This window comes from Geodermatophilus sp. SYSU D00705 (genome assembly GCF_054050135.1).
In genome coordinates this window covers 1-24,349 of sequence record NZ_JBJGYT010000015.1, presented here as the reverse complement: position 1 = coordinate 24,349, position 24,349 = coordinate 1, and the positions used below count along the sequence as shown (strand labels likewise).

Sequence of the window (24,349 nt, the reverse complement as noted above, 5' to 3'; positions counted from 1 at the left end):
ACATGGCACGGATCATCGAGACCGCCACCGGCACGGTCGACACCGTCGACGTCGACCCGGTCACCCTCGACCTCATCGAGAACGGGCTGCGCAATGCCCGCTACGAGATGGACGAGGTGCTCTTCCGCACCGCGCTGTCGCCGGGCATCCGGGAGCAGCACGACGAGTTCCCGCTGATCGCCGACCCCAGCGGCAAGATGGTCGTCGGCCAGTTCGGCCTCTCGGTCCCCGACTTCCTCGCCGGCTTCGACGACACCGTCGAGGAGGGCGACGTCCTGCTCACCAGCGACCCGTACTCCTGCGGCGCGGCCATCAGCCACGCCAACGACTGGCTGATCGTCGTCCCGATCTTCCACGAGGGCCGGGTCGTGGGCTGGGCGTCGATGTTCGGGCACATGTCCGACGTCGGCGGCAAGACACCGTGCTCCATGCCGACCGACGCGCACACCATCTACGAGGAGGGTGTGGTCATCCCGCCCTTCAAGCTCTACCGCAAGGGCGAGATCAACGACGACGCCCTGCGGATCATCCTCAACCAGGTGCGCAAGCCCGACTGGAACCGCGCCGACCTCAACGGCCTGGTGGCCGCCTGCCGCACCGCCGCCCGCCGGGTGGTGGAGATGTGCGAGCGGTTCGGGACGGCGACCTACCTCTCGGCGCTCGACGCCCTGCTGCAGCGCAACTACGACGCCATGAAGGTGCTGCTGCAGGCGGTCTTCGAGGAGGGCCGCACGCTGTCGTTCACCGACTACATCTGCGACGACGGCGTCGGCTTCGGCCCCTACGAGCTCAAGCTGTCGCTGACCCGCACCGGGGAGAAGGTGCACCTGGACTTCACCGGCTCCTCGCCCCAGGCGGCCGGGCCGATCAACTACTACATCAACGAGAACCTGACGCGGATGTTCTTCGGGATCTACATGATCACCGTCGCCGACCCGCAGATCCTCTGGAACGACGGCTTCTACCCGCTGGTCGACGTCACCATCCCCGACGGCTCCTACTGGAAGCCCAAGCACCCGGCGTCGCTCAACGGCCGCAACCACGGCATCGGCCGGGTCTTCGACCTGTTCGGCGGGCTGCTCGGGCAGACCAACCCGGCGCTGCTCAACGCCGCCGGCTTCTCCTCCTCGCCGCACTTCATGTACTCGGGCTACTACTCCGGGGGCGAGCGCAAGGGGGAGTGGTTCCAGCTGTACTCGATCGGGTTCGGCGGCATCCCGGGCCGGCCGCTCGGCGACGGGCCGGACGGGCACTCGCTGTGGCCGAGCTTCACCAACATCCCGTGCGAGTACCTCGAGTCCTACTACCCCCTGCGCATCGAGCGGTGGGAGACCGTCGCCGACACCGGCGGCGCCGGCCTGCACCGCGGCGGCAACGGTGTCGACGTCGCCTACCGCTTCGACGAGCCGGGCACGATCGCGATCCACGACGACCGCTGGCTGACCCACCCCTGGGGAGTGAACGGCGGGCATCCCGGCGCGCGCGGCACCAAGTGGCTCGACCGCGCCGACGGCACCCGCCAGGTGCTGCCGAGCAAGTGCCACGACGTGCCGGTGGCGCCGGGCGACGTCCTGCACTTCGTCACCTGGGGTGGCGGCGGGTGGGGTGACCCGCTGGAGCGGGACCCGGAACTGGTCGCACTGGAGGTGCGGCGCGGGCTGGTGACCGGGGAGGGCGCCCGCCGCTACGGCGTCGTGGTGTGCGACGGCGGCGAGGTCGACGCGGCGGCGACCGAGACGCTGCGCGACCAGATGCGCGCCGACCGCCCGGCCGAGCTGCCGGTGTTCGACATGGGGCCGCCGATCGAGGAGCTGCTGGCCCGCTGCGAGGAGGAGACCGGGCTGCCCGCTCCTCGGCGCCCGGTGTGGGCGGCCGGATGACGGTGCCCGAGCCGGCACCGGGCCCGCACGGGTCGGCGTTCTCCGGCCGGGTCGGCTGGGGGAGCCACCCGGCGGTGCTGGTCATCGACCTGTGCCGGGCCTACACCGAGCCGGGCGGGCCGTTCGCGCTGCCCGACCCCGGGCCGGCGGTGGCGGCGGCCGCCGCCCTCGTCGACGCCGCGCGCGCCGGCGGGCACCCCGTGCTCTGGACGGCGGTCCGCTACACCCGCGGGCTGGCCGACGGCGGGCTGTTCGTGCGCAAGGTGCCGGCGCTGGCCGCCTTCGCCGAGGACGCGCCGGGGGAGTGGGGGGAGTTGACCCTGCCCCCGGCGCCCGGGGAGCCGGTGGTGGTCAAGCAGTACGCCTCGGCGTTCTTCGGCACCCCGCTCGCGCCCACCCTGGCCGGCCTCGGTGTCGACACCCTCGTCGTGGCCGGGGTGTCGACGTCGGGCTGCGTGCGGGCCACCGCCATGGACGCCCTCAACTCCGGCTTCCGCCCGCAGGTGGTCCGCCAGGCCTGCGCCGACCGCACTCCCGAGCTGCACGACAACAACCTGGCCGACCTCGACGCCAAGTACGCCGACGTCGTCGACCTGCCCGAGGCGCTCGCCCACCTCTGAGTACCGCCGCCCAGCGGGCCCTGCCGCATGCTTCCGGGAGGTCGTCTCACCTCGCGGTCGGGTGGGCCGAGGAGGATGGGCGGGTGTCGAGGACCAGCGCGGGGGTGCTCCTGTACCGGGTGCGGCCCGGTGGCGTCGAGGTGCTGATCGGGCACATGGGCGGCCCGTTCTGGGCGCGGAAGGACGACCGCGCCTGGTCGATCCCGAAGGGCGAGTACGGCGACGGCGAGGACCCGCTCGCCGTCGCCCGCCGGGAGTTCGAGGAGGAGCTCGGCTCGCCGGTGCCGGCCGACGCGCTGGTGCCCCTCGGCGAGGTGCGCCAGTCCGGCGGCAAGCGGCTGTCCGTGTGGGCGGCCGAGGGGGACCTGGACGCCGCCGCCTGCCGCAGCAACACCGTCGAGCTGGAGTGGCCGCCGCGGTCCGGGCGGGTCCAGGAGTTCCCCGAGATCGATCGCGCGGCGTGGCTGCCGGTCGAGGAGGCCCGCGCCAAGCTGGTCGCGGCCCAGGTCGCCTTCCTCGACCGGCTGCTGGAACGGCTGCCCGGCTAGGTCGCGATCGGCGGCAGGTGCAGGTCAGCAAGCGGTCCCGACCGGATGTCGGAGATGGCGATTCCGGGGCGGAGAGGTGAGGGGGGGTGGCAGGCAGCGCCGCCATGGGACGCGAGCCGGTGCCACAGCTGCGAGTGGACCCGGGTGCTGTCAGCTCGGATCTGCTGCCCGGCGTCTCCGTCGGGCACGGGGACCACGCCGGGCCGGCCGAGGTCTACGCGGACCTCGGCCGACCGGGGCTGCCGATCAGCGGACGGGCGGTGTCTCGGTCCACAGGGGCGACTCGAACTCCGGCCGGAGGGTCGGCTTGAACTGCTCCAGGCTGACGCCCAGCTTGGGCAGGACCTTGTCGACCAGGAGTTCGTTGCTCTTCAGCATCTTGTCGATCGGCGCTGGGCCGATGCCCTGCCACAGCACGAGCAGGTCGGTGTCGAAGTCCTCGATCACCTTCTCCAGCTTGCGGGCGACGGTGTCGACCGACCCGGTCAACGAGTACCCACGGTCGACCATGGCCCGGTAGTTGTTCGGGATCGGGCCCTCCTCGCCGGGGTAGCGCAGCGCCTCGTTGAAGCCGAAGAAGTCGTGCCACTCGGGCCAGATGAACCCGAGCGCGTCCGAGCCGACCGCGAAGGCCTCCTCGTCGGTCTCGGCGACGACGATCTCGCGGAAGTGGCCGACGTTCTCGCCTCGCTTGATCGAGGGGTCCCGCTTCAGCGCCTCCTCGTGGTAGGCGTCCAGGCAGGAATCGACGATCTCCTTGATCGGGCTGAAGATGATCGGCCAGGCAGCCTGCTGCGCGGCCCATCGGATGGTGTTCGGGCTGAGCGTGAACGGCACCATCAACTCGATGCTGGCCGGGTCCTGCAGCGTGTTCGGCGCGATGCCGATCTTGCGCAGCGTCCCGTCCGGATCCACCGTCGAGGGCGCCATCGACTGTGTGCCGGGGTGCTGCCAGGAGACGCCCTCCGGCGGCACGCTCCAGTGCTGGCCCTGGAAGGAGAACTCCCGGTTCTCCCACAGCCCGCGGATGATCTCGTAGCTCTCCTCGAACAGCTCCCGGTTGACCTTGTCGTGGGCCGCGTAATCGGGGTCGGTGGCGAAGGTCGCGAATGCGTTGTTCTTCTGGCCGACGGTCATCACGTGCCGGGACTGGTAGCCCCGGGCGAAGCCGGCGAACATCCGCCCGCCGCTGAAGTGGTCCAGCATCGCGAGGTCCTCAGCCACCAGGATCGGGTTTCGCGAGGGCAGCACGGTGGCCATCTGCCCGATCCGCAGCCGCTTGGTGATGCCGGCCGCCCACGCCCCCAGCAGGATCGGGTTGTTCGACATCTCGAGGCCCTCGAGGTGGAAGTGATGCTCCGAGAAGGCCACGAAGTCGAAGCCGAGATCGTCGATCTGCTTGATGATCTCGCTGTTCTCGAACAGCGCCCGCTGGTAGTAGTTGGGGTTCGCGCCGGCGTAGCCCTTGCGGAAATCGGCCGGCGAGGCAGCGGCGCTGGGCAGCAGGAAGGTTCCAAGCCTCATGGTCGGTGTCAACCCTTCGTGGTGGTCGCCGGCCCGATGCCGGACGGGTCGGAGTCGTCGCAGGGACGTCAGGTGCCGCTGGGTGCGGTGCCGGTCAGCGTCCCGGCAGGCCGGGCCTCGTCGCCGAGTGTGCCCAGCTCGTGGCCGAGCCGGTCGCGCTTGGCCCGGAGGTACCGGACGTTCGCCGGAACGGGCGCGACGACGATCGGCTCGCGGCTACTCACCACGATCCCGTGCTCGAGGAGGTCGCGGCACTTGTCGGGGTTGTTGGTCATGAGCCGCACCGAGCGGACCCCGAGGTCGGCGAGCACCGCGGCCGCGGCGTCGTACCGGCGCAGGTCGACCGGCAGGCCCAGGGCCAGGTTGGCGTCAAGGGTGTCCAGCCCCTGCTCCTGCAACTCGTAGGCGCGCATCTTGTTCGCCAGCCCGATGCCCCGGCCCTCGTGGCCGCGGAGGTAGATGAGCACCCCGCGGCCGGCCCTCGCGATGCGGGACAGCGCTGTGTCGAGTTGCTCGCCGCAGTCGCACCGCTGCGACCCGAACAGATCGCCGGTGAGGCACTCCGAGTGCACCCGCACGAGCACGTCGCGGCCGTCGCGCACGTCGCCCATCACCAGGGCCATGTGCTCGACCGGATCGTCGGTCCCGGTGTAGCAGTACGCCGTGAAGGTGCCGTGGGCGGTCGGCAGCGATGCCAGGGCCGCGCGTCGCACGACCGGCTCGGCGGCGCGCCGGTGCCGGGCCAGGTCGGCGACGGAGATCAGGTGCAGGTCGTGCCGCGCCGCGAACCGCTGGAGGTCGGCGCGACGCGCCATCGACCCGTCGTCGTTGACCACCTCGGAGATGACCGCCACGGTGCGAAGCCCGGCCAGCCGGCTGAGGTCGACGGCGGCCTCGGTGTGGCCGGCGCGCTCCAGCACGCCGCCCGCGCGGGCCCGTAGGGGGAAGACGTGACCGGGCCGGACGAAGTCGCCGGCGACCGAGTCCGGGTCTGCCAGGGCCCGCACGGTGGCGGCCCGGTCGGCGGCCGAGATGCCCGTCGAGATGCCGGTGCGCAGGTCGACCGAGACGGTGAAGGCGGTGCCCTTCGGGTCCTCGCTGTCCTCGACCATCTGTGGCAGCCGCAGCGCCTCCAGCCGGTCGGACTCCATCGACACGCAGACGACCCCGCCGGTGTGCCGGACGATGAACGCCATCAGTTCCGGCGTCATCAGCTCGGCTGCGGCGATGAGGTCGCCCTCGTTCTCCCGGTCCTCGTCGTCCACGACCAGCACCGGCTCGCCCCGGCGGAACGCGGCGACGGCAGCAGCCAGGTCGCCACGGCGCGAACCGGGCAGGGGAACTTCGGGCGCGCCGGTGGGCGGTGAGACCCAGCGGTGATCCGGCAGACCGATCATGGATCCTCCCTGGAATGCTAGCGTGCGAAACCTAGCCGGGTGAGACCCATGCCACAAGACTCGCCGCATCGGCATGTGAGGAGCCGGGCCCCCGGAAGGACCGCATGCCGGATCACCGACCGGGTGTCCGGGGAGGCGGTGGAGAGCGGCGCCGGCGCTCGGCGGCCGGGAGTGTGGTTGAGCGCTGCGGTGCGATCAGGAGTGTCGAACCGGGGCTCAGCTGCCCGTGGCGCGCGTTCCCGTGTCGGCCTCTGCATGGATGACCTGCAGGGTGCCGACGATGTGTCGCTCGGTGGCGGCGCGGGCGCGCTCGGCGTCCCCGGCGATCAGCGCCGCGCGGATCTCCTCGTGGTCGGCATGTCGGTCGTCCAGCGCACTGCTCAGTGGCTGTGGGATGCCGGCGGTGTTGATCAGGAAGTCGCTGAGATCCCACATCCGCAGGCTCATCTCCTCGACCATGAACGAGCGGGCCATGCGGTGGATGCTGCCGTGGAACTCGCGGTTGAAGACCCGGTAGCCGTGTGAGCGGACGTCGGCGTCCTGCTCGCCGCAGAGATTGCCGATCCGGGCGTGCACCTCGTCGAGGGCGACCAGGTCGGCCGCCGTCCGCCGCTGGGCCGCGACGGCGCTGATCGCGCCCTCGAAGGCGCCGAAGAGGGTGAAGAAGTCCGCCACGTCCTGCGGGCTGTAGGTGGCCACCCGGCACCCCACCTGGGGCACGATCTCGACCAGGCCGTCGGCGCTCAGTCGCCGGAGGGCCTCCATGATCGGTTGCTTGCTGACGCCGAGTGCCGACTTGAACATCTCGACCGACAGTCGCTCGCCGGCTGCCCAGTGCCCCTCGAGCAGGGACTCCTTGATCTCGCGGTAGGCGACCGTGCCCATCCGCAGGGCGGAGCGGTCTGCGGCCGGCAGTGGGGAGATGTCGTCCAGGGCGCCGAGCCTGGGCCGCATCGGGTCGCCGGACATGGCCAAAGGGTAATCGGTCATCACAGTCCCGGTGGTCGAGCCGGGCGGTCCGGCCTGGCGTCCAGGAGCCCGCCGACCCGGGGCGACGAGGGCCTTGCGCCGCGGTGTGACCGCCGCTACTTTTCCCGAAACGCTAGCATGCCAGTTGGGAGACAGGTTCATGCCGATCCGTACGGGCGCCCAGTACATCGAACGGCTCCGTAAGACGCCCCGCGAGGTCTGGATCGGTGGCACGCGGGTGGAGGACGTCACCACCCATCCCGCCTTGGCCGCGCCCATCGAGCAGATCGCCCACCTCTACGACATGCAGCACGACCCCGAGCTGGGCCCCGTGCTGACCAGGCCCGGGCCCGACGGGCCGGTCGGGATCGCCTTCGTGCCGCCGCGCTCCCAGGAGGACCTCGTCGCCCGACGCGAGGCCTTCCGGGTGTGGGCGGAGGCAACGCTCGGTCTGATGGGCAGATCACCGGACTTCCTGAACACCACGCTGATGGCGTTCGCCGAGGAGCCGGCCGTCTTCGAGGAGCTCGGCCCCCAGTACGCGAGCAACGTGCGGGCGTACTTCGAGCACGTCCGGGACAACGACCTCTTCCTCACCCACGCCCTGATCACCCCGCAGACCGACCGGTCGCGCTCAGCGGGGGAGCAGCAGGACCCCTTCCTCCACATGGGCGTGGTCGAGGAGACCGGCGACGGGCTGGTCGTCCGCGGGGCCCGGATGCTGGCCACCCTCGCTCCGATGGCCGATGAGATGATCATCTACAGCCTGCCGGGGCTGCGCCCGGGCGACGAGAAGCATGCCGCGGTCTTCGCGGTGCCGATCGACGCGCCCGGTCTGCGGCTGATCGCCCGCGAGCCCTACGACGACGGCAGCCGCAACAGCTTCGACCACCCGCTGTCCTCGCACTTCGAGGAGGCCGACTGCCTCGTCGTCTTCGACGACGTGCTCGTCCCCTGGGACCGGGTGTTCCTGCACGGCGACGTCGCGCTGGCCAACGCGATGTACAGCCGCACCAACCTGCGCCAGCACACCGGCCACCAGACCGGCGTCCGCGGGCTGGTGAAGATGCAGTTCGTGACCGGCGTGGCCATGGCGCTGTGCCAGTCGGTCAAGACCGACGGTTTCCTGCACGTGCAGAAGGCCCTCGGCGAGGCGATCGCCGCGGTGGAGACCTGCCGGGCGCTGATCGTGGCCGCCGAGACCGAGTTCGAGGTCGGCACCAGCGGATCGGTGCGGCCGCGCTTCCAGGCGCTGCAGACCCTGCGCATGCACCTGTCCTCCGCCTACCCCAAGGTGGTGGAGACACTGCAGACGCTGGGAGCCGGCGGGCTGCTGATGATGCCCTCGGCCGAGGACTTCGGCAGCGAGATCGCCCCCGACATCGAGAGGTACTTCGTCGGGGCGGAAGGGTTGCCGGCGGTCGACCGGGTCCGGCTCTACAAGCTCGCCTGGGACCTCTGCGGGGACGGCTTCGGGCAGCGGGCCCTGCAGTACGAGCGGTACTACGCCGGTGACCCGGTCCGCCTCTACGCCATGAACTATCTGACGTACGACAAGTCCGACTGCCAACGCCTGGTCGACCGGGCACTCGACCTGGCCGGCGACCCGGGGGACGCCGTGGCTGCCGTCCGGTCCCGCGGGGTCGAGGCGTGACCACGACGGTGGACGCCGACGTCGACCCCGGACTGCTGCGCCGGGCGATGGGGCAGTTCGCCACCGGCGTCACCGTGATCACCGCGGTGACGGGGGACGGCGTGCCCCTCGGGTGCACCGTCAGCGCCTTCTCCTCGCTGTCCCTGGACCCGCCGCTGGTGCTCGTGTGCATCGGCCGGGAGCGCCGGATGCACGGTCCGCTGACCTCGGGGCCCGGCTACACCGTGAACGTGCTGGCCCACGACCAGCGGGAGATCGCCCACGCCTTCGCGCGTGCCGGCCAGGACCGCTTCGCGGGCCTGGCCGTGCGTCCGGGGCGGCACGGGATCCCGCGCATCGAGGGTGCGCTGGCGCAGATCCAGTGCGACCTGCACGGCGTCCTGGACGGCGGGGACCACGCGATCGTCGTCGGCAGGGTGCGCCAGGTGGACCTCGCCCCGGGGGAACCGCTGCTGTACAGCCAGGGCGCCTTCCTCGACGTCCCCGACCAGGACTGGGAGCGGGTCACGGCCACCGCTCCGCACGAATGGCTGCTCTCGGCCCCCTGGTGATGACCTGACCCCCGACGCGCGGAAGGTGAACTCGATGTCCCTGGCGGTGTGCACCGTCTCCCACACGCCCCTGATGACCCGCAACGAGCCGGCTCCCGGTGTCCGGGATCGGGTGGAGGCCGCGTTCGCCGAGGCCCGGGCCTTCATCGGCGACTTCGCTCCGGACGTCGTGGTCGTACTCGCGCCGGACCACTACAACGGCTTCTTCTACGACATGATGCCGCCGTTCTGCATCGGCACGGAGGCCTCGTCCGTGGGGGACTACGGCTACGAAGAGGGCCCGCTGCAGGTGGACCGCGACCTGGCGCACACCCTCGCCTCGGCGGTGCTCGCGGCAGGCGTCGACGTGGCCGTCTCCGAGCGGATGCACGTCGACCACGGCTTCACCCAGCCACTGACACTGCTCTTCGGTGGGATCGCGGCAGTGCCGACCGTCCCGGTCTTCATCAACAGCGTCGCCGAACCGCTCGGTCCCGTCAGCCGTGCCCGGCTCCTCGGGGACGCACTCGGTCGGGCCGCGGCCGGGCTCGACCGGCGGGTGCTGTTCCTCGGTTCCGGCGGGCTGTCCCACGACCCCCCGGTGCCGGCGCTCGCCGGCGCCGCCCCCGAGGTGGCCGAGCGGCTGATCAGCGGGCGTAACCCGACGCGCGAACAACGAGCCGAACGGGAGGAGCGGGTGACAGCGGCCGCCCGGCAGTTCGCCGCGGGCACCCTGCCGTTGCAGCCACTCAACCCCGAGTGGGACCGGGCGCTGCTGGACGTCCTCGCCTCCGGGCGGCTGGAGGCACTCGACTCGTGGAGCAACGAGTCGTTCGTCGAGCAGGCCGGCCACTCGTCCCACGAGGTGCGCACGTCGATCGCGGCCTACGCCGCCCTCGCCGCGACCGGTTCGTACGTCGTCACCCAGTCCTTCTACGAACCCGTCCCGGAGTGGATCGCCGGCTTCGCCGTCACGACCGCACGACCGGCCTGACCGCACCAGCAGCCCCATCACAGCACCACACACCCACATCCGGCCCAGCCGGAGCCGCAAAGGAGCAGCAGTGGACTTCGTCGTCGGTACGTGCGCCAAGATCGATCAGATCGGCATGGTGAAGCAGGCTGAGGACCTCGGCGTCACGCACTTCGGCGCCGGTGAGGGGCCGCTGCTGTTCAGCGACCCGTACCAGTTCCTCGCCATCGCCTCGCAGCAGACATCCACCATCCAACTGGGCACGATGGTCACCAACCCGCTGACCCGCATCGCCCCGGTCACCGCCAACTCGATCGCCACGCTCAACGCCCTGGCGCCAGGGCGGACCTTTCTGGGCATCGGCACGGCCAACAACGCCCTGCGCTCGATGGGCCACCGCACCGCGCGGATCAAGGAGCTCACCGACTCCCTCGAGGTCTCCCGCGGGCTGCTGAACGGCGAGCGGGTGGTCCACGACTGGCTGGGTGAACAGCGCGAGATCGAGTTCCTCGACCCCGACGCCGGTTGGTACAACATCGAGGACCGGGTGCCGATCTGGGTCGCGGCCGGCGGCCCCAAGGGGTTGCACGAGGCCGCCAAGTACGCCGACGCCGTCGTCTACTGCCTCGGTCCGAACCCCGAGATGATCGGCCTGGTCCGCCGCGAGCTGGACAAGGCGGTCGCCGATGCCGGCCGCCCGGCCGGCTCGGTGAAGCTCGTCGCCGTCACCTGGTTCTACGAGCTGCGCAACGGTGAGACCTGGGAAGACGGCATCACCAAGGGCTTCGGCTCGGGTCCGATCAGCTCCTGCCTGACCAACATCGGGTTCATGAACCAGCACGTCGACGAGCTCGGCGGCGACATCGTCAACGCCACCAACGAGGCGGCCATGGCCTACCTCGGCAACCCGGACGCCGTCGACCGGCCGCACTACCTCGACGTCTGGAAGCAGTACCTGCGCGGCCTGGACCCCAAGCACCTGCCGCTGATCACCAAGGAGCTCGTCGACTACTGGTGCCTCTACGGCAGCCCGGACCAGTTGCTGGAGAAGGCGCAGCTCATCACCGAGTCCGGGGTCGATCTGGTCCAGGTCTTCCTGTCCAACCCCTACACGGCCGAGCGCGACATCAACGACATCGGCAAGAGCATCCTCGCCCGCGCCTGACCTGCTCGTCCCCGACCCATCCGGCCCATCCACGGACACCAGGAGGAATCCCCATGGACCTCGACCCCCGCACCACCGCGCTGCTGGTCGTGCACCTGCAGAACGACATCGTCGGCGCTGACGGTGCCTTCGCCGGCTTCTTCCACGAACAGGTCGTCGCTCGCAACGTCGTGGCGGTCAATGCCGATCTGATCGCCGCGGCACGTGCGGCCGGCGTCCCGGTGATCTACACCCGGGTGGCGTGGCAGCCCGACTACTCCGACCTGCACGCCAACTCTCCGCTGCTGGGCATGGTCTCGCAGTTCGGCTGCCTGAAGGAGGGCAGCCCCTCGGCCGAGATCATCGATGAGGTCGCGCCGACCGATGGCGACCACGTCGTCACGCACCGGCGGGTCGGTCCGTTCGTCGACTCCTCCCTGCAGGGCCTGCTCGAGGAGTTGGGCGTCAGCACGGTGATCGTCTCGGGCGTGGCGACCAATGCCTCGGTCGAGGCGACCGTTCGTGGCGCCAGTGACCACGGGTACCGCACGATCCTGGTCGAGGACGGTTGTTCGGCCGGGACCCTCGAGGCGCACGAGGCCTCCGTCGGCTCCATGGGGCTGCTCGCCGAGATCACCACGGCCGCCGAGGTGACCCAGGCGCTGGGCGCCACGGAGGGCGCGACCGCATGAGCGACACCCCCGTCTGGGTCGCCCTCGGCGACGTGCCGCACAGCGTCGAGCACATCGACGTCGGTCCGTGGCGCACCCGGGTGCTGCAGGCCGGCTCTGGGGAAGCGCTGGTGCTGATGCCCGGCACCGGCGGCCACCTGGAGGCCTACGCCCACAACATCGGACCGCTGTCCGAGCACTTCCGGGTGATCGCCTACGACTACCCGGGGCACGGGTACACCACCCTCGCCACGAGCGACCTCGAGCTGCCCGACTACGTCGAGCACCTCGCCGGCCTGCTCGACGTCCTGGGTGTGTCCCGGGCGCACCTCAGCGGGGAGTCCCTCGGCGGGTGGGTGGCGTTGAAGTTCGCTGCCGCTCACCCGGACCGGACCGGGCGTCTGGTGCTGAACACCCCGGGCGGGACGATGGCCCGGCCGGAGGTCATGGAGCGGATCCGCAGCCTCTCCCAGGCGGCGGCGGACGATCCCAGTGACGCGAACATCCGGGCCCGGCTGGAATGGCTGATGGCCGACCCGACAACCGTCACTGACGAATTGGTGGCCATCCGGCGGACCATCTACGACCGTCCCGGTTTCGCCGAGTCCATGCGGCACCTGCTGTGCCTGCAGGACCCGGAGACCCGTCGCCGCAATCTCGTCACCGATGAGGAGCTGGCTGCCGTTCCCCACGGGGCGATGGTGATCTGGACGTCGGACGACCCCTCCGGGCCCGCCGGTGTGGGGATGGACATGGCCGAGAAGATCCCCGGTGGTCGCTTCGAGTTCATCGACGGAGCAGGGCACTGGCCGCAGTGGGAGCAGCGGGCGACGTTCAACCAACTGGTCATCGACTGGTTGACGAAGGAGGGGTGACCGGGGTCCGGATGCCGCGGTGGCCGGTGAGCACCCTCGCCAGAGGAGTCGTCGTCCACCGCGGCCCGGCACCGGGGGAGCCGTTCGGAGCGGTGAGATGACGAGGCAAGAGCTGACCGGCGCGCGTGGGCCCGGGACGGAACCGCTGTCCCGCCACGTCGTCCTGGCATCCGCAGATCTCGACGAGGCCCGCCATGGCATCGGCAACGTCTTCGTGCCTCACCACGTCGACGTCGCCGGCCCGGGGGCGGTGGCCGCCCGGCTGCACGCCGTCGTGCTCGACCGGGTCACCTTCGCCTACTCGCGCTACGGCGCTCCGGTCGAGATCGGTGGGCTCGGGGCCATGGGTCCGTGCTACCACCTGAACCTCCTGCACCGGGGTGCCGTCCGGTCGTGGCGCGGTCGTGACGAGGTGGACCAGTCGCGCCGCGGTCAGGGTGTGGTCTTCGCCCCGGGCCAGGAATGGCGGATGAGCTGGGGCGGTGACTGCGCCCAGATCGCCGTCCGCATCGACCAGCAGGCGCTGCAGAACCACTTCGAACGCACCGTCGGCCGCCCCAGTGGCGGGCCGATCGCCTTCCGCTTCGCCCTCGCCGAGAGTCCGGCGGTGCGCAGCTTCGTGTCCCTGCTGGGCAGCATCGTGACCGAGCTCGACACGGTGGCCGGCAGTTGGCTGTCCAGCCGGCTGATGGTCGCCCAGGTCGAGGACTTCGTCATGAGCGGGCTGCTGGCCGCCCAGCCGCACGACCTCAGCGACGTGCTCACCGCACCCCCCGGGCCGAGCCGGCCACGACACGTCAGGCGCGCGATGGATCTCATGATCGAGCGCCCCGACGACCCGCTGACGACGACCGACCTCGCCGACGCGGCAGGCGTGAGCGTCCGCACCCTGCAGGCGGCGTTCCACAGCCACGTCGGGATGTCGCCGATGGAGTTCCTGCGCGACGTCCGGCTCGAACGCGTGCACCGGGAACTGGCGGAGGCGGGCGACGGCACCACGGTCACCGCCGTCGCGCTGCGCTGGGGCTTCGGTCACCTCGGCCGGTTCGCCGTGGCCTACCGGCGCAAGTACGGCCGGTCCCCGTCGGACACGTTGCGCTCGGGGGGATGACCCGGGCCCCGGGACCCGTGACGAAGACGTGCGGGCCCCGGGGCTCGGGTGGCTCAGCCGGCGTTCGGCTCCTCCCCGGGGAGCCGCAGCCCCTTGAGTGCCGGGATGACGCCCTGGGAGTAGAGCTCGTACGAGCGCTTCGTCTGCTGCTCGGTGAGGTTGCCGAACGTGCCCCAGACGATGATGTTGCCGCACTCGAGCTCCTCGGCCTGGGCGACGAGCTTGTCCCGGACCGTCTCCGGCGACCCGACGCAGATGATCCCGGCGTCGTTGAGGTCCTTCCAGCTCACGTTGTCCTGGACGAACGGGCGGAAGAAGGACTGGTAGTACTCGTAGCCCTTCGGGACGTTGTCCAGGTCCTCGAAGATGGCGTGCGTCCGGAAGAGGCCGAACAGGTGGTCCAGGGCCGGTTCGGCGAGATCGTTGGCCTCGGCGTCGGTCGGGGCCACGAAGATGTTGCGCATCACCGCGACCCGGTCGGGCGCCGTCGAGTTGCCGGCTTCGCGGGCCGCCTTGCGGTACCGGTCGAACATGTCCTTGGTGTCCGGGACCGGCAGGAAGGTGTGAGCCATCTTGTAGCCCTGGGTGCCGGCCCACTCGGTCGTCGCCGGGCTGAGGGCGGTGATCCACACCGGCGGGTTCGGCTGCTGGATCGGCTTCGGCCAGACCGCGACGTCGTCGTAGTCCCAGAAGCGTCCGTGGTGGGTGAACGACGGGTTGCGCCATGCCTCGTGGATGAGCTGCATGCCCTCCTCGAAGCGCGGGCGGGTCTCCTCCATCGGGACGCCGGCCTTGTGGAACTCCAGCTCGTCCACGCCGCGGCCCAGGCCCACCTCCAGGCGGCCGTGGGTGAGGTAGTCGAGCATGGCCGCCTCCTCGGCGAGCCGCAGCGGCTCGTGGAACGGGATGATGTTGGCCATCACGCCCAGCCGGATGCTCGTGGTCCGCGCGGCCACCGCCGCGACGAGGAGGTTCGGCGACGGGCTCACCGTGTAGGCGGTGAAGTGGTGCTCGCTGAAGAAGACACCGTCGAAGCCCTGGTCCTCGGCCCCCACCCAGGTGTCGAAGTGCCAGTCGTACAGCTCCGAGCAGAGTGCCGGGTCGAAGTTCTCCGCCCGCTTGTCGTAGGGGTAGTTGAAGATGTCGAACATCCAGGACTTGACCACGGTGTCTCCTGTCGACAGTGCCGGTCGGGGGGGTGAGCCGGGCGCACGGTAGCCGCGGGTCGCCGCCGGGTCCGAGCCGGAAAACGCCGGTTCCGGCCGCCCTGCGCAGCCGGTTTCCGGCATGTCTGCGGGCCGGGAGTCGCAGGTCCCGAGCCTGCGGCACGTCTCGTATAAAATACTTGACCCCTACCGCGCCGCCGCTTAGCTTGGCGTCCGCAGGGCAGCAGCCTGAACCGTCCGGGGCTGCGGTGGCGAGCGCGACGCCGGAGCCCTGCCCTCCGAGTGGCCGCCGGGCGCTCGACGTCGCTTCCGACGAGAGCTGGAGATCACCGATGACGGTGTGGACCGATCTGACGGGGCTGGAGTTCAGCGTCAGCTCCATCGATGTCGACGGCATCCCCACGCGGAGCCTGCGGGCGGGCTCGGGCCCGCCGTTGGTCTTCCTGCATGGGACCAGCGGGCACCTCGACGGCTTCAGCCGCAACATCGCCGCACACGCCGAGCACTTCACCGTGCACGCCATCGACATGCTCGGCCACGGGTACACCGGCAAGCCGGACCGGCCGTACACGATCCCGGCCTACGTGGAGCACCTGCTGGGCTACCTGGACGCCTGCGGCGTGGGGAGCGCGCACCTGGCGGGACAGTCCCTGGGGGGCTGGGTCGCTGCCTGGGCGGCGGCCGAGCACCCCGACCGCGTGCGTTCCCTCTCCCTGCTCGCTCCCGGCGGCACCGTGGCGAAGCCCGAGGTGATGGACCAGATCCGCACGTCGACGCTCGCCGCGGTGGAGAACAGCGACCCGATCGGCACCCGCCGCAGGATCGAGTGGCTCATGGCCCATCCCGAGACCAGCGTGACCGATGAGCTGGTCGCCATCCGGCACGCGATCTACCAGCAGCCGGAGATGAAGCAGAACGTCGGGAACATCCTCGTCCTGCAGGACATGGACGTCCGCACCCAGAACCTCATGACCGAGGAGCGGCTGGGCCGCATCCAGGCCCCGACACTGGTCGTGTGGACCGCCGAGGACCCCACGAGCACGGTCGCCGAAGGGCACTTCTGGGCGAACTCCATCCCCGGGGCCCGGTTCGAGATGATCGAGGAAGCCGGCCACTGGCCGCACTACGAGCAGCCCGAGCGGTTCAACGCCCTCCACCTGGAGTTCCTGCGCTCGACGCTCGACTAGGTCGTCCGGCGTTCCGATCGGCGGCACGAACTGCTTCCTCTGCAGACGGGTGGATCATGGACCTGGGTATTGCCGGCAAGCGCGCGGCCGTCGCCGCGTCGACCAGCGGGCTCGGTTTCGCGGCGGCGCAGGCGCTCGCGGCCGAGGGTGTGCAGGTGGCGATCTGCGGGCGGCAGAGGGAGCGTGTCGAGAAGGCTGCCGCCGCCATCGGGGGCGAAGTCGTCCCGATCGAGGCCGACGTCAGCACGCCCGAGGGCGCGACGGGCTTCGTGGACGAGGCGCAGCGGGCCCTCGGTCAGGTCGACATCCTGGTCGTCAACGTGCCAGGGACGCCGGCCGGGACCTTCGGGTCCACGGCGTTCGAGGCGTACGGGCCCGCGCTGCAGAACCACGTGCTCAGCGCGGTCGCGATGTGCAAGGCAGCGGTGCCGGACATGCAGTCGCGGGGCTGGGGTCGGGTCGTGGCCATCACGTCGGTGGGGGTGCGCCAGCCGTTCCCGGACCTGATCCTGTCCAACACCGGGCGGTCGGGTCTCACCGCGTTCCTGAAGACGGTCGCCCTGGAGGTCGCCCCGGACGGCGTCACCGTGAACACGGTCCAGCCGGGCTACCACCGCACGGAACGGCTCGAGTCCTGGGCCGGGGAGCGGCTGGCAGACCTCGCGGCGGACGTGCCGGCGAACGCCGTCGGCGAACCGGCCGACCTCGGCGCCGTGGTGGCCTTCCTCTGCTCGCAGCCCGCCGGCCCCGCTCAGCTCTGCCGCGGCTGTGCCGTCGTGAGGCCGAAGCCGGCCAGCCACTCCGGGATGGCCTCGTAGAAGCTGGAGCGGACGTCGTACGGGCCGTGGGCGGACAGGGCGGCGTGGGCCGCGAGCCAGGTGCGGACCTCGTGGGAGGAGTGCCCGGCCTGGTCGACGAACGACTCGTTGCTCCACGAGTCGATCTGCGCGAGGTCCCCGGAGGCCATGACCGCGAGGAACTGTCGGTCCCACTCGGGGTTGAGCGGCATGAGGTCCGTCGTCCCGGCCGCGTAGGCCAGCGCAGCGTCGAACACGCGCGCCTCACGGGCGGCCCGCTGCTCGGGGGTCGGGTTGCGGCCGGCGATCAGCCGCTCGGCCACCTCGGGCGGGGCCTCGGCCAGCCGCGGGACCGGCGGGTCGTGGGACAGGCCGCCGGAGGCGAGCAGCAGTACCCGGCGGTCCAGCCCGAGGGCGGCGGAGCCGATCGCCTCGCCGAGCAGGCGCGCGCGACCCACCGGGCCCAGCGGTTCGGCGACGCAGTTGATGAACACCGGCACGACCGGCACCGCGTCGATGCCGCCGAAGAGCAGGTCCAGCGGCTGCACGCAGCCGTGGTCGACGGTCATGCGCTCGGAGAACGCCACGTCGACCCCGCGATCCAGCGCGGTCGCGGTGAAGGTCCGTGCCGCCGAGCCGTCCACCGGCAGGGGACCGCCCGACGTCCCGTAGTCGCCCACCGCCGTCGCGGCGGCCCCGATGCAGAACGACGGCATGAGGTCGTAGAGGAAGCCGTTGTAGTGGTCGGGGGCGAAGACCACGACCAGCTCGGGGTCGAACGCGACCACGAACTCCCGGGCGTCGTCGATCGCCGCCTGCACCCGGTCGACGACGTCGTCGGTGGGCTGGTGGACGCCCATCACCGGGGTGTGTGACAGGGCGCAGAGGGCCAGGGACATGGCAGTGGGCTCCCCATCCCAGCCGTCCCGCGGGAGCGGCTGTCGGCGGTGTCAGATGTGGTGGGGCGGGGTCATGCGTACGGCAGTCCGCCTCGCTCGACCAGCCGGCGGGCGATGATCGAACGCTGGATCTCGTTCGTCCCCTCGCCGACGACCATGAGCGGGGCGTCGCGGTAGAAGCGTTCGACGGGGTACTCGGCGGCGTAGCCGTTGCTCGCGTGGATGCGCACCGCCTGCTGGCAGAGCTCCAGGCACACCTCGGAGGCGTAGAGCTTGGCCATCCCCGCCTCCAGGTCGCACCGGGCGCCGGCGTCCAGGCGCTCGGCCGCGGCCGTGATGAGCATCCGGGCGGCCTCCAGCTTCACCGCCATGTCCGCCAGGTAGTTGCCGATCGACTGGTGCTGCCAGATCGGCACCCCGAAGGCGACCCGCTGCTGCGAGTAGGCCAGAGAGGCCTCGAAGGCCGCGCGGGCGACCCCGCTGGCCCGGGCGGCGACCTGGATCCGGCCGAGCTCCAGCCCGCGCATCATCTGCGCGAAGCCGGCACCGGCCACCCCGCCGAGCAGCTGGGTGCTCGGCACACGGCAGTCGGTGAAGGCGATCTCGCAGGTCTCGATGCCCTTGTAGCCGAGCTTGGCGAGGTCGCGGGAGACGGTCATGCCCGCCCCCTGCTCCACCAGGAGGATGCTCATGCCCCGGTGAGCGGGCCGGGCGTCCGGATCGGTCCGGCACAGCAGCGCGACCAGCCCCGACCGGCGGGCGTTGGTGATCCACATCTTGGTGCCGTTCACGACGTAGCCGGCGCCGTCGGCACGGGCGACGGTCCGCATGTTCTGCAGGTCCGAACCGCCGTCGGGCTCGGTGAGCGCCATGGTGGCGCGCAGCTGCCCGGTCGCCAGGGCCGGGAGGTAGCGCTGCTGCTGCTCCTCGGTGCCGAACCGGGTGAGGAGGCTGACGACGACGCTGTGCCCGCCCATGGCCCCGGCCAGGCTCATCCAGCCGCGGGCGAGCTCCTCGGTGACCGCGGCGAAGCACGGCGTCGAGACGCCGAGGCCACCGAAGCGCTCGGGCGCGGCCAGCCCGTAGACGCCCAGGTCCTTCATCTGCTCGATCAGAGCCTCGGGGTAGGTGTCGCTGTGCTCGAGCTCGGTGGCGACCGGCACCACCTCGCGGTCCACGAAGCGGCGGACCGTCGCGACGATGGCCCGTTCCTCCTCGCTCAGCTGGGGCATCCGGCGTCTCCTCGTGGGGGAAGGGGGAGTGCGGTGGTCATGGCGCCGACCGGGGAGTTGCCGGGCCGAGGGCCGCCGCGACCTCCGACTCATCCAGGCCGGCCCAGAGCAGCACGGCGACGCTGTGCTCGCCCACCTCCGGCACCGGCCCCATGGCAGCCGGCCGGTGGGGGCCGGTCAGGGGAGGTTCGAGGGCCCGCAGCGGGCCGGCCGGGGAAGCGACCTCTCGCAGGCGGTGCCGTGCAGTGAGGGCCGGGTGGTCGCCGAGAGCGGTCACGTCCGCGATGCGCGCGTGAGCCACGGAGGCGCGGTCCAGGAGGTCCTCCACGGTCTCCGCGGGCAGCCGGCCGGTGCGCTGCTCGATCCGCTCCTGCAGCTCGGCCCGGTGCTGCACGCGCCGGCTGTTCGTCGCGAAACGGGGATCGGTGGCCAGCGCCGGGTCCTCGAGCACGACGTCGCAGAACCGGGCCCACTCACGGTCGTTCTGGACCGCGAGGACGACCTGCTTCCCGTCGCCGGTGCGGACCGGGCCGTAGGGGGCGATCGCGGCGTGCGCGGCACCGTTGCGCACCGGCGCCTGCCCGCCGTAGGCCCCGTGGTAGAAGGGGAAGCCCATCCACTCGGCCAGGGAGTCGAAGAGGGACACCCGCACGGCACGGCCGGTGCCGGTCCGTTCGCGCTCGTAGAGCGCCGCCAGGATGCCGCTGAAGGCGTATGTCCCCGCCGCGATGTCGGCCACGGGGATCCCCGCCTTGGCGCGGTGTTCCGGCGTCCCGGTGACCGACAGGAGCCCCGCCTCCGCCTGCACGAGCAGGTCGTAGGCCTTGCGGTGGGCGTGCGGACCCTCCGCGCCATATCCCGAGACGTCGCAGGTGACCAGGCGCGGGCGAGTGGCCCGGGCCGTCTCCGAGCCGAGCCCCAGGCGCTCGGCCGCCCCGGGGGCGAGGTTCTGCACGAACACGTCGGCACGATCCAGCAGCCGCTCCACGACTGACCGGCACCCGGGTCGCTTGAGGTCCAGTGCCACCGATTCCTTCGAGCGGTTCAGCCACACGAAGTGGCTGGAGAGGCCGTGGACGGTCGTGTCGTAGTCCCGGGCGAAGTCGCCGCGCCCGGGTCGCTCGATCTTGATCACTCGCGCGCCCAGGTCTGCCAGGTGGCGGGTGGCCAGCGGGGCGGCGACGGCCTGCTCGATGGTCACGACGACCAGCCCAGCCAGGGGCAGGGACGAGGTCGGTCCGGCCATGGTGGCGCACCATACAATGTAGAAGATGGCTCCGTGGGACAGCAGCGTCCCGGTGCGCGATCCCGGGTGGGCCTGCTGGGGAGGAGCGACGTGGAGCCAGGTGCGCCCGGCCCGTCGGTGCGGAACGGTCTGCCCTCGGCGTCGGACTTCCGCAGGCGCACGCGCGTGCAGCTCGGTGACGAGGTCGCGTCCTACATCCGCGACCTGATCATGTCCGGGCAGGTGCGCGTGGGCGAGTTCCTCCGGCTGGAACGCATCGCCGAGGAGCTGGGAGTCAGCGCGACGCCGGTGCGCGAGGCGCTGCTGTCGCTGCGTGGCGAGGGGTTCGTCAGCCTGGAGGCCCGCCGTGGTTTCGTCGTCGCCCCGCTGAGCCGGCAGGACGTGGCCGACCTCTTCCAGGTCCAGGCCGACGTCGCCGCGGAGCTGGCCGGGCGGGCCGCGGAGCGCCTCGCGCCGCAGGTCGTCGACCGCCTCACCGCGCTGCAGGAGCAGCTGGAGGAGGCCTCCCGGCGGGGAGCGACGGAGGAGATGGAGGAACTCAACTTCCAGCTCCACCGGGCGGTCTACCGCGGGGCGGCCTCGCCGAAGCTGACGTGGGTCCTGGGCAGCCTCGCCCGGTACGCCCCGCGCCGCTTCTACGCCGACATCCAAGGGTGGCAGGGGGCCTCCGTCGCCGAGCACGGCGCGATCATCGAAGCGCTGCGCCGGCGTGACCCGGAGCAAGCCCGCCGTGCCATGCGCAGCCACGTGAGCCACGCCGGCCGGCTGCTCGTCGCCCACCTCGAGAGCCGGGGCTTCTGGGGGGACGACCCGGCGTGAGCTGCGGCGGGGCGAGCGGCGGGGGAGTTGCCGTGCCCGCCGCCGGGGCGGACCCGGCCGCACCTGATCCCGACCGGGGACGCCGGAGCCGGAGGAGAGCCAGGTGGTCGTTGCGCAGATCACATCTGTCCCCCTAGCATGCCAGCATTCCAGTAGGCGCTCCCGGAACGGAGTCCTGGCCGGGCCGGTCCCTCGACCGGCTCGACGTCCGGGCCCCGACCGAGCACAGCGGCCTGCTCGACGAGCTCGCCCGGGGCTCCAGCGCGGTGAGACCTGCCTGTCCGCACCCGATCCGAGAAGAGGCGCACGTGGACTTCATCGTCGGCAATCTCGCGCACATCGAAGGGCTCGACCAGGTCAAGCTCGCCGAGGACGTGGGGATCACCCACTACGGCGCGGGGCAGGGGCCGCTGCACTCCAGCGACCCCTTCCAGTTCCTGGCGCTGGCCGCGCGGGAGACCTCAACGATCAAGCTCGGCCCGTACGTGATGGACCCGCTCACCCGGATCCCGCCCTCGGTCGCCAACTCGCTGGCGACGCTGAACCTGGTCTCCGAGGGGCGGGCCTTCCTCGGCCTCGGGACGGCGAACTCGGCGCTGCACGCCATGGGCCGCAAGAGCGCCAAGCCGGAGGAGCTCGCCGAGGCGGTGCAGGTGATCTCCGCGCTGGTGCGCGGGGGCCGGGCCGACCACACATGGCGCGGCGAGACCAAGGCGGCGCAGCTGCTGGGCGCCCCGGACGCCGGCTTCTTCCGCACCGACCCCGACTTCCCCGTCTACATCGCCGCCGGCGGGCCCAAGGGCGTCGCCAACGCCGCCCGGTACGCCGACGCGATCCTCTACTGCGTCGGGCCCAACCCGGACTTCATCAAGATCGTCCGACGCGAGCTGGAGCGGGAGGTCGCCGCGGCGGGGCGCCCGCCGGGCAGCGTGAAGCTGATCGGGCTCACCTTCTTCTACCAACTGCGCAACGGCGAGACCTGGGAGGACGCCCTGACCAAGGGCTTCGGCACCACGGCGCCCATGGGCTCGACGATCAGCGACATGGGCTACCTCAAGAAGTTCCGCGAGGAGATCGGCGCGGACATCGTCGACAAGTCGATCGCCATGGTCCAGAACACGATCATGGGCGCCCCCGAGGAGATGGGCGCCGCCAGCCACCTGGACCAGTGGGACACCTACGCCAAGGGCTTCGACGAGCGGCACATGCCCTACATGTCCCAGGACATCCTCGACTTCTGGACCCTGTACGGGTCGCCGGACGACCTCCTCGAGAAGGCCCAACTCATGATGGAGAGTGGCCTCGACGCGCTCAGCGTGTTCCTCTACAACCCGTTCACCGCCCGCCGGGACATCGCCGACATCGGGTCGTCGATCCTCGCCCGGATCTGACGGGCGCCGTGGACGCACACCGCGACCGGCCCGCCGGCACCGAGCTGCGGCCCACGCCCAGCGCGATGCGCCGGGTGCTGCGCCGGGCCCGCGACTCGGTCGCCCTCGATCGCATCGAGGCCGAGCTGCTGCTCACCGCACGGGGGGAGGCGCTGGCCGATCTGTCGGCCAGCGCCTCCCGGGTGCGCGACGCCGGACTGCTCGCCGCGGGCCGGCCGGGTGTCATCACCTACTCCCGGAAGGTGTTCGTCCCGCTGACCCGGCTGTGCCGGGACCGCTGCCACTACTGCACCTTCGCCACCGTCCCGCACCGGGTGCCGGCACCGTTCCTCGAACGCGACGAGGTGCTGGAGATCGCCCGCGCGGGGTCGGCGGCCGGCTGCAAGGAGGCGCTGTTCACCCTCGGGGACCGGCCCGAGGAGCGGTGGGACGTCGCGCGGACGTGGCTGGAGCAGCGGGGGTACGCCAGCACCCTGGAGTACCTCCGGGCCTGCGCCATCGCGGTGCTGGAGGAGACCGGCCTGTTGCCGCACCTCAACCCCGGCGTCCTCTCCTGGGAGGAACTGTCCCGGCTCAAGCCCGTGGCGCCCTCGATGGGGATGATGCTGGAGACGACCGCCGAGCGGCTGTGGTCCGAGCCGGGCGGCCCGCACTTCGGCTCGCCGGACAAGAACCCGCTCGTGCGCACGCAGGTGCTGCACGACGCCGGTCGTACCGCCGTCCCGTTCACGACCGGCATCCTCATCGGGATCGGCGAGACCCTGGCCGAGCGGGTCGACGCACTGTTCACGCTGCGCGAGATCGCCCGCGCCTACCGCGGGGTCCAGGAGGTGATCGTCCAGAACTTCCGGGCCAAGCCGGACACCGCGATGCGCGCGCACCCCGACGCCGACCTCGAGGACCTGGCCGCCACCATCGCCGTCGCCCGGTTGCTGCTGGGGCCCGACGTGCGCATCCAGGCCCCGCCCAACCTGATCGGCGAGGAGTACCGGACGGTGCTCGACGCGGGGATCGACGACTGGGGTGGGGTGTCGCCGCTGACCCCGGACCACGTGAACCCCGAGCACCCGTGGCCCCACCTGGAGGAGTTGGCCGCGCGGACCGCCGAGGCGGGGTTCACCCTGCGGGAGCGGCTCACGGTGTACCCGCCCTATCAGCGCGAGCCCTGGCTGGACCCGCGGGTGGCCGCGCACGTCGCCGCGCTCGCCGGGCCGGACGGGCTCGCGGTCGAGGGCCGCACCCCGGTCGGGCGGCCGTGGCAGGAGCCCGAGTTCGGCGCCACGGGCACCGGCCGGGTCGACCTGCACGCCGAGGTCGACAGCTCCGGTCGCAGCGACGACCGGCGCGGCGACTTCGACACCGTCTACGGCGACTGGGACACCGTCCGCGGCCACGCGGCCCGCACCGGGGCGGCCGCGGCGCCGCTGCCGGCCGACGTCCGGGCCGCGCTGCGGCACGCCGAGCGGGACCCGGCCGGGCTGACCGACGCCGAGTACCTGGCCCTGCTCACCGCCGACGGGGTCGCGCTGGAGGCGCTGTGCCGGCTGGCGGACTCCGTGCGCCGGGACGTCAACGGCGACCACGTCACGTACGTGGTGAACCGGAACATCAACTTCACCAACGTCTGCTACACCGGCTGCCGGTTCTGCGCGTTCGCCCAGCGGCGCACCGACGCCGACGCCTACACCCTGTCGATGGCCCAGGTCGGCGACCGGG

The 24,349-nt window shown here is 71.6% G+C and carries 22 protein-coding genes; 15 read left to right on the top strand and 7 right to left on the bottom strand.

Going from position 1 to position 24,349, the window contains the following annotated elements; translation table 11 throughout:
* Positions 1–2: 2 nt before the first annotated feature.
* The 3 genes from ACI78Q_RS13525 to ACI78Q_RS13515 all read left to right on the top strand — a co-directional run bounded on the left by ACI78Q_RS13525 (position 3) and on the right by ACI78Q_RS13515 (position 3,048).
* On the top strand, positions 3–1,880 hold the full coding sequence (locus ACI78Q_RS13525) for a hydantoinase B/oxoprolinase family protein (RefSeq protein WP_456923908.1): 1,878 nt from the start codon (positions 3–5) through the stop codon (positions 1,878–1,880).
* Positions 1,877–2,500: an isochorismatase family protein gene (locus ACI78Q_RS13520; protein WP_456923907.1), complete on the top strand. Its 624-nt coding sequence runs from the start codon at positions 1,877–1,879 to the stop codon at positions 2,498–2,500. Before ACI78Q_RS13525 ends, ACI78Q_RS13520 begins: the two co-directional genes overlap by 4 nt.
* A gap of 83 nt (positions 2,501–2,583) precedes the next feature.
* Positions 2,584–3,048, top strand: a complete 465-nt coding sequence (locus tag ACI78Q_RS13515) for an NUDIX domain-containing protein (RefSeq protein WP_456923906.1) — start codon at positions 2,584–2,586, stop codon at positions 3,046–3,048.
* Between the two features lie 246 nt (positions 3,049–3,294).
* On the opposite strand, the gene ACI78Q_RS13510 is transcribed toward ACI78Q_RS13515, so the two are convergent.
* The 3 genes from ACI78Q_RS13510 to ACI78Q_RS13500 form a co-directional block, all read right to left on the bottom strand.
* A complete protein-coding gene (locus ACI78Q_RS13510) occupies positions 3,295–4,572 on the bottom strand; it encodes an LLM class flavin-dependent oxidoreductase (protein WP_456923905.1) in 1,278 nt (425 codons plus the stop codon).
* A 68-nt stretch (positions 4,573–4,640) separates the two neighbouring features.
* Complete coding sequence (locus tag ACI78Q_RS13505; RefSeq protein ID WP_456923904.1) at positions 4,641–5,969, bottom strand: bifunctional 3,4-dihydroxy-2-butanone-4-phosphate synthase/GTP cyclohydrolase II; 1,329 nt, start codon at positions 5,967–5,969, stop codon at positions 4,641–4,643.
* 216 nt (positions 5,970–6,185) lie between these two features.
* Positions 6,186–6,938, bottom strand: coding sequence for a GntR family transcriptional regulator (locus ACI78Q_RS13500; RefSeq protein ID WP_456923903.1), 753 nt, complete (start codon positions 6,936–6,938; stop codon positions 6,186–6,188).
* Between the two features lie 160 nt (positions 6,939–7,098).
* Here ACI78Q_RS13500 and hpaB point away from each other — a divergent pair, with 160 nt between their 5' ends.
* The 7 genes from hpaB (at position 7,099) to ACI78Q_RS13465 (ending at position 13,896) form a co-directional block, all read left to right on the top strand.
* Positions 7,099–8,592 carry a 4-hydroxyphenylacetate 3-monooxygenase, oxygenase component gene (gene hpaB, locus ACI78Q_RS13495; protein WP_456923902.1) on the top strand — a complete coding sequence of 498 codons (1,494 nt, stop codon included), beginning with the start codon at positions 7,099–7,101 and terminating at the stop codon, positions 8,590–8,592.
* Positions 8,589–9,143: a flavin reductase family protein gene (locus tag ACI78Q_RS13490; RefSeq protein WP_456923901.1), complete on the top strand. Its 555-nt coding sequence runs from the start codon at positions 8,589–8,591 to the stop codon at positions 9,141–9,143. The genes hpaB and ACI78Q_RS13490 overlap by 4 nt, the downstream gene beginning before the upstream one ends.
* 34 nt (positions 9,144–9,177) lie before the next feature.
* Positions 9,178–10,116 (top strand): 3-carboxyethylcatechol 2,3-dioxygenase, encoded by a 939-nt coding sequence (locus tag ACI78Q_RS13485; protein WP_456923900.1) that lies wholly within the window; start codon positions 9,178–9,180, stop codon positions 10,114–10,116.
* Positions 10,117–10,186: 70 nt separating this feature from the next.
* The gene (locus tag ACI78Q_RS13480; protein ID WP_456923899.1) at positions 10,187–11,260 is read left to right on the top strand and encodes an LLM class flavin-dependent oxidoreductase; all 1,074 of its coding nucleotides are present in this window, start codon (positions 10,187–10,189) and stop codon (positions 11,258–11,260) included.
* A 53-nt stretch (positions 11,261–11,313) separates the two neighbouring features.
* Entirely contained in the window at positions 11,314–11,931 is a 618-nt protein-coding gene (locus ACI78Q_RS13475; RefSeq protein ID WP_456923898.1) for a cysteine hydrolase family protein, read from the top strand.
* Positions 11,928–12,785, top strand: coding sequence for an alpha/beta fold hydrolase (locus ACI78Q_RS13470; protein ID WP_456923897.1), 858 nt, complete (start codon positions 11,928–11,930; stop codon positions 12,783–12,785). Before ACI78Q_RS13475 ends, ACI78Q_RS13470 begins: the two co-directional genes overlap by 4 nt.
* 97 nt (positions 12,786–12,882) lie before the next feature.
* The gene (locus ACI78Q_RS13465) at positions 12,883–13,896 is read left to right on the top strand and encodes an AraC family transcriptional regulator (RefSeq protein ID WP_456923896.1); all 1,014 of its coding nucleotides are present in this window, start codon (positions 12,883–12,885) and stop codon (positions 13,894–13,896) included.
* Between the two features lie 53 nt (positions 13,897–13,949).
* On the opposite strand, the gene ACI78Q_RS13460 is transcribed toward ACI78Q_RS13465, so the two are convergent.
* Positions 13,950–15,062, bottom strand: coding sequence for an LLM class flavin-dependent oxidoreductase (locus ACI78Q_RS13460; RefSeq protein ID WP_456923895.1), 1,113 nt, complete (start codon positions 15,060–15,062; stop codon positions 13,950–13,952).
* A gap of 332 nt (positions 15,063–15,394) precedes the next feature.
* Between ACI78Q_RS13460 and ACI78Q_RS13455 the strand changes: the two genes are divergently transcribed.
* Together ACI78Q_RS13455 and ACI78Q_RS13450 are read left to right on the top strand one after the other, a co-directional pair.
* Positions 15,395–16,249 (top strand): alpha/beta fold hydrolase, encoded by an 855-nt coding sequence (locus ACI78Q_RS13455; RefSeq protein ID WP_456923894.1) that lies wholly within the window; start codon positions 15,395–15,397, stop codon positions 16,247–16,249.
* Positions 16,250–16,305: 56 nt separating this feature from the next.
* Positions 16,306–17,067 carry an SDR family oxidoreductase gene (locus ACI78Q_RS13450; RefSeq protein WP_456923893.1) on the top strand — a complete coding sequence of 254 codons (762 nt, stop codon included), beginning with the start codon at positions 16,306–16,308 and terminating at the stop codon, positions 17,065–17,067.
* On the opposite strand, the gene ACI78Q_RS13445 is transcribed toward ACI78Q_RS13450, so the two are convergent.
* The 3 genes from ACI78Q_RS13445 to ACI78Q_RS13435 form a co-directional block, all read right to left on the bottom strand.
* Positions 17,001–17,945: a 3-carboxyethylcatechol 2,3-dioxygenase gene (locus ACI78Q_RS13445; protein WP_456923892.1), complete on the bottom strand. Its 945-nt coding sequence runs from the start codon at positions 17,943–17,945 to the stop codon at positions 17,001–17,003. The two genes, ACI78Q_RS13450 and ACI78Q_RS13445, sit on opposite strands and share 67 nt — an antisense overlap.
* Positions 17,946–18,016: 71 nt before the next feature.
* Entirely contained in the window at positions 18,017–19,177 is a 1,161-nt protein-coding gene (locus tag ACI78Q_RS13440) for an acyl-CoA dehydrogenase family protein (RefSeq protein WP_456923891.1), read from the bottom strand.
* A gap of 37 nt (positions 19,178–19,214) precedes the next feature.
* Entirely contained in the window at positions 19,215–20,423 is a 1,209-nt protein-coding gene (locus ACI78Q_RS13435; RefSeq protein ID WP_456923890.1) for a CaiB/BaiF CoA transferase family protein, read from the bottom strand.
* 90 nt (positions 20,424–20,513) lie between these two features.
* Here ACI78Q_RS13435 and ACI78Q_RS13430 point away from each other — a divergent pair, with 90 nt between their 5' ends.
* The 3 genes from ACI78Q_RS13430 to cofG form a co-directional block, all read left to right on the top strand.
* Positions 20,514–21,242: a GntR family transcriptional regulator gene (locus ACI78Q_RS13430; RefSeq protein WP_456923889.1), complete on the top strand. Its 729-nt coding sequence runs from the start codon at positions 20,514–20,516 to the stop codon at positions 21,240–21,242.
* A gap of 308 nt (positions 21,243–21,550) precedes the next feature.
* Complete coding sequence (locus tag ACI78Q_RS13425) at positions 21,551–22,633, top strand: LLM class flavin-dependent oxidoreductase (protein WP_456923888.1); 1,083 nt, start codon at positions 21,551–21,553, stop codon at positions 22,631–22,633.
* A gap of 8 nt (positions 22,634–22,641) precedes the next feature.
* Positions 22,642–24,349, top strand: a 1,708-nt coding sequence (cofG, locus tag ACI78Q_RS13420; RefSeq protein ID WP_456923887.1) for a 7,8-didemethyl-8-hydroxy-5-deazariboflavin synthase CofG, incomplete at its 3' end; no start/stop codon positions are given.

Excerpts from the sequence above, each read along its gene's own strand:
- ACI78Q_RS13525 (WP_456923908.1), top strand. The coding sequence starts at position 3 with ATGGCACGGATCATCGAGACCGCCACCGGCACGGTCGACACCGTCGAC.
- ACI78Q_RS13520 (WP_456923907.1), top strand. The coding sequence starts at position 1,877 with ATGACGGTGCCCGAGCCGGCACCGGGCCCGCACGGGTCGGCGTTCTCC.
- ACI78Q_RS13510 (WP_456923905.1), bottom strand. The coding sequence starts at position 4,572 with ATGAGGCTTGGAACCTTCCTGCTGCCCAGCGCCGCTGCCTCGCCGGCC.
- ACI78Q_RS13505 (WP_456923904.1), bottom strand. The coding sequence starts at position 5,969 with ATGATCGGTCTGCCGGATCACCGCTGGGTCTCACCGCCCACCGGCGCG.
- ACI78Q_RS13500 (WP_456923903.1), bottom strand. The coding sequence starts at position 6,938 with ATGTCCGGCGACCCGATGCGGCCCAGGCTCGGCGCCCTGGACGACATC.
- hpaB (WP_456923902.1), top strand. The coding sequence starts at position 7,099 with ATGCCGATCCGTACGGGCGCCCAGTACATCGAACGGCTCCGTAAGACG.
- ACI78Q_RS13485 (WP_456923900.1), top strand. The coding sequence starts at position 9,178 with ATGTCCCTGGCGGTGTGCACCGTCTCCCACACGCCCCTGATGACCCGC.
- ACI78Q_RS13475 (WP_456923898.1), top strand. The coding sequence starts at position 11,314 with ATGGACCTCGACCCCCGCACCACCGCGCTGCTGGTCGTGCACCTGCAG.
- ACI78Q_RS13470 (WP_456923897.1), top strand. The coding sequence starts at position 11,928 with ATGAGCGACACCCCCGTCTGGGTCGCCCTCGGCGACGTGCCGCACAGC.
- ACI78Q_RS13465 (WP_456923896.1), top strand. The coding sequence starts at position 12,883 with ATGACGAGGCAAGAGCTGACCGGCGCGCGTGGGCCCGGGACGGAACCG.
- ACI78Q_RS13455 (WP_456923894.1), top strand. The coding sequence starts at position 15,395 with ATGACGGTGTGGACCGATCTGACGGGGCTGGAGTTCAGCGTCAGCTCC.
- ACI78Q_RS13450 (WP_456923893.1), top strand. The coding sequence starts at position 16,306 with ATGGACCTGGGTATTGCCGGCAAGCGCGCGGCCGTCGCCGCGTCGACC.
- ACI78Q_RS13445 (WP_456923892.1), bottom strand. The coding sequence starts at position 17,945 with ATGTCCCTGGCCCTCTGCGCCCTGTCACACACCCCGGTGATGGGCGTC.
- ACI78Q_RS13440 (WP_456923891.1), bottom strand. The coding sequence starts at position 19,177 with ATGCCCCAGCTGAGCGAGGAGGAACGGGCCATCGTCGCGACGGTCCGC.
- ACI78Q_RS13435 (WP_456923890.1), bottom strand. The coding sequence starts at position 20,423 with ATGGCCGGACCGACCTCGTCCCTGCCCCTGGCTGGGCTGGTCGTCGTG.